Source organism: Kitasatospora sp. NPDC059571 (assembly GCF_042735675.1).
In the GTDB taxonomy this organism is placed as follows: Bacteria; Actinomycetota; Actinomycetes; order Streptomycetales; family Streptomycetaceae; genus Kitasatospora.
In genome coordinates this window covers 1-4,012 of sequence record NZ_JBHWBW010000610.1, presented here as the reverse complement: position 1 = coordinate 4,012, position 4,012 = coordinate 1, and the positions used below count along the sequence as shown (strand labels likewise).

The 4,012-nt window shown below is 71.8% G+C and carries 3 protein-coding genes; 1 reads left to right on the top strand and 2 read right to left on the bottom strand.

The features are described 5' to 3' along the window. Positions 1–34: 34 nt before the first annotated feature. Positions 35–2,203: an MMPL family transporter gene (locus ACFV0G_RS36520; RefSeq protein WP_380557215.1), complete on the bottom strand. Its 2,169-nt coding sequence runs from the start codon at positions 2,201–2,203 to the stop codon at positions 35–37. Between the two features lie 105 nt (positions 2,204–2,308). Then, positions 2,309–2,698: a DUF302 domain-containing protein gene (locus tag ACFV0G_RS36515; protein ID WP_380557213.1), complete on the bottom strand. Its 390-nt coding sequence runs from the start codon at positions 2,696–2,698 to the stop codon at positions 2,309–2,311. A 419-nt stretch (positions 2,699–3,117) separates the two neighbouring features. Between ACFV0G_RS36515 and ACFV0G_RS36510 the strand changes: the two genes are divergently transcribed. Beyond that, positions 3,118–3,600 (top strand): VOC family protein, encoded by a 483-nt coding sequence (locus ACFV0G_RS36510; RefSeq protein ID WP_380557211.1) that lies wholly within the window; start codon positions 3,118–3,120, stop codon positions 3,598–3,600. Positions 3,601–4,012: the final 412 nt, after the last annotated feature.

Below are 4,012 nucleotides of genomic sequence, written 5' to 3'. Positions count from 1 at the left end.
GACCCGCGCTCCCGCCACCGGCGTTCGGGGCCGGTCAGCCGTGGGAGAAGGTGACGCGCGGCAGGACGCGGTCGAGCCAGGCCGGGGTGTGCCAGGCGGCGCGGCCGGTCAGCCGGAGGATGACCGGGAGCAGGACCAGGCGGACCAGCGCGGCGTCCAGCAGGACGGCGACGCCGAGGACGACGCCCATCTCCTTGGGCGGGAGCGGCCCGGAGAGGGCGAAGGTGAAGAACACCGCGACCATGACGCCGGCGGCCGCGAAGATCACCCGGCCGGAGTGGGCGAGCGCGCCGACCATGGCCTCCTTGGGGTCGCCGCTGCGTTCGTAGTGCTCCTTGGCGGAGGCCAGCAGGAAGACGGTGTAGTCCATGGCGATCGCGAAGATCATCGCGAAGAAGAACACCGGGGCCCAGCCGTCCAGGAACCCCTGCGGCTTGAAGCCCAGCAGTCCGGAGCCGTGGCCGTCCTGGAAGACGAGCCGTGCGACGCCGAACGCAGCACCGGTGGACAGCAGGCTCGCGGCGGTGCCGAGCGCGGAGATCAGCGGCGCCCGCAGCGCGACCAGCAGCAACAGGAAGCCCAGGCCCATCACCACGCCGATGACCAGCGGGGTCTTCTGGGTGAGCACGTGCTGCAGGTCGAGGTTCTCGACCGCCGCGCCGCCGACCAGGGTGCCGTGCGGGAGTTCGGCACGCAGGGTGTGCACGGTCGAGGAGAGCTGCGGGCTGGACGGGTCGACGGAGGGCACGGCCTGGATCATCGACCAGCCGGAGCCGTCGGCGGCACTCTGCGCGGGCATGACGCCGGCGATGCCGGGCGTGTGGGCGATCTGCGCGCCGACCGAGGCGGCCTGCCCGCCGGGGGTGATGATCTGCAGAGTGCCCGGGGCGCCGGGGCCGAAGGCCTGCTGGACGGCGGTGTAGCCGGCGCGGGCGCTGTCGTGGGCGGGGATGACGGTGATGGACGGCATCGCGGTCCGCAGGCCGATGACCGGTGCGGCGAGGGCGATCAGGGCGGCCAGCGCCAGGGCGCCGTAGCGGAGGGGGTGCCTCCACAGACGTTCGCCCCAGGCGGCGAACCGCGGTGAGCGGTGTTCGCCGGTCTTCACCCAGGGCAGGGCGAGGGCGTCGACGCGGTGGCCGAGCTTGCCGAGGACGGCGGGCAGCAGGGTAAGGGTGGCGGCGAGGACGAACAGCACGGCGAGCATGATGCCGCCGGCCATGGAGCGGAAGGCCGGGGACGGGACCAGCATCACGGCGGAGAGGCTGACCAGCACGGTCACGCCGGACAGCAGGACGGCCTTGCCCGCGGTGTCCATGGTCTCGGCCACCGCCCCGGCACTGTTCATCGAGCGTCCCATCCGTGCGCTGCGGAAGCGGACCACCAGGAAGAGGGCGTAGTCGATGCCGAGGGCCAGGGCGAACATCATGGCGAAGTTCATCGCCCAGACGGAGACCGGGAAGAGATGGCTGATCAGGACGAGGGAGCCGGCGGAGGCGGCCAGGCCGGCCATGGTCAGCAGCAGCGGCAGTCCGGCGGCGACCAGCGAGCCGAAGGCGAGCACCAGGATGGCCAGGGTGACCGGCCAGGACATGATCTCGGACTTCATCATGGCGTCGTGGTTGGCCGTGTTGAAGTCGCTCCACAGCACCGAGGCGCCGGTGGCGTGGACGCTGACACCGTCGGCGGACAGGGCGTTCAGCGGCCCCTTGAGGGCGTCGGCCGCGCGCACCATGTCGTCCGGGGACGCCTTGGCCCCGGCCAGCAGGATCGCGGTGCGGCCGTCCCGGCTGATGGTCGCGCCGGGCTGCGGCGGGACGACGGCGGAGATCCGGGGGTCGGCGGCGGCAATCCCGCCCGCCTTGGCGATCACCTGCTGGACGGCGGGGTCGGTGACCGGGCGGTCGGCGGCGACGACGATCTGCAGGGCGGTGGAGGCGTTGCCCGCGAAGTGCTGCTCCGCCAGCTGTCGGACCTTCACCGACTGCGAGCCGTCGGCCTGCCATCCGGCGCCGGACAGCGCGGAGGTGACCTGCGGGGCGAACGCACCGAGGCCGATCACCACCAGCAGCCAGCCGACGAGCACGGCCTTGACGTGCCGTACCGACCAGGCGCCGAGTCGGCCGAGAACGCCCGGGGGCCCGGGCGGTCCCGCAGGGGTCGCGGTGGACGGCCGGCCGACGGCGGTGTCCGGGTGATTCACGTGATGCTCCGTTCCTGGGGTGGCCCGACTGGGCGCAAAATACGGGTGGGGGTATACAGGAGGGCCAAGAAGAGGACCCGCCGAGGCGGGTCCGGAGGACACCGGTCAGTCCGCGAGGGCGTCCAGCGCGGCACGCAGGCGGGCGGCCGCCTCGTCGGCGACGGGAGCCAGCGCGGGCCGTTCGGTCACCCGCACCATGACCTGCGGGTCCATCACCTCGACCACGGTCCGCCCGCCGGTCGCGCGGACCACGACGTTGCACGGCAGCAGCAGCCCGATGCGTCGGTCGACCTCAAGGGCGCGGTGGGCGAGCGGCGGGTTGCAGGCGCCGAGGATCAGGTAGTCCTCGATCTCCTCACCGAGCCTGGCCTGCATCGTGGCGCGGACGTCGATCTCGGTCAGGATGCCGAAGCCCTGCTCGGCGAGTGCGGCACGCACGCGCTCGACGGCGTCGCCGAAGGGCAGATCGAGGGTGACGGGAATGCCGTAGTCCATGCTGCTGTCCGTTCGTAGCGTCGGTTCAGGCGGATCGGACGGTCGGGCCCGGCCGGAGCGCGGCGACCTCGAACGCTTCGCGAACGTCGGGCACCCACGCACCCACCGGTCGCTGCCGTACGGCCGCGAGGTCGACCTCCCGGACCGCGATCCGCCTTCAATACCCGGGGGGGGTATATCCAGACTACGACAACACCGGGGAGAAGGGCCGAATTCCACTGCGCGCCGACCGTGCGGGTTCCACCATGGCCGCCGCCCGCCACGCCACGGTCGCCGAGGTGATCCTCACAGTGGAGCCACCCGAGGGCCGGCTGCGGCGGCTCACACCAGTGCCCAACCGGCTACATTGAAGCCGAGAGTGGACAACCTTCCGCTGCGCCTGCGACGGCCTCCGCGACGGGCCGGCCCGGCGTCCGCCGGTGGGTACGTACGTCGGTCGCACGACGCGGCCCCAACGTCTGGAGCAGGGCATGAGACCGAATCGCTCCATTCCGGCGGCGACGGTGATCCCCGTCCTGATCTATCCCGACGTGCGCGAGGCGGTCTCCTGGCTCGGTGCAGCCTTCGGGTTCGCCGAGCGGGTGCGGATCGGCGAGGACCACCGCGCACAGCTCGCCTTCGGCGATGGTGCCGTGATCGTCGGTGATGTACGACACGATCGCCGCCCGCCACGCCCCGGCGAGGTCACTCACTCGGTGACGGTCCGCGTGGAAGACGTCGGAGCCCACTACGAGCGGTCCCGGCAGCACGGCGCACGCATCATCATGGAACCGACCGATTTCGAGTACGGCGAACGGCAGTACACCGCCGAGGACCCCGCGGGCCACCAGTGGACGTTCTCGGAGACGCTCGCGGACGTTGCCCCGGAGGAGTGGGGCGGGACGTCCGTCACGACCGATTGACGCACCCCCGGCGCCGCTGCGCGGCGGCGTGGGTGGCAGCCCGCGTCGGCGCAGGTCGTCCATGAGCCAGTGCCGCCGGCGGCACGATCGCGGAGTCCACGGTCCCCGCCCGGCCGGCACGGGTTCTCCGTCGATAGCCGTGTCTTCGCTCATTCCTGCACGTATGACGAGGCGGAAACGCGTTCGGAGGCGTTCGGGCCCGCAAAAATCCCCCGGCCCGGACGGGGCTCCCGTCCGGGCCTCAACCACCTTTCCCCGAGGGCTTGTTGCCGGATTCTGCATCGCGGGAGCAGGACCTTCGGGCGAGGCCTCCGCAGAACCGGCGGTGAAATATTCGCCCGCATCGGACCTCCACCTGCTACAGTCGAATTAGTTGCAGTAGTGGTTCCCATGAACGTTTTGTGCGCCGGGG

What these genes read in the sequence shown, in the direction of transcription:
- ACFV0G_RS36515 (WP_380557213.1), bottom strand. Translation starts at nt 2,698, where the DNA reads ATGGACTACGGCATTCCCGTCACCCTCGATCTGCCCTTCGGCGACGCC.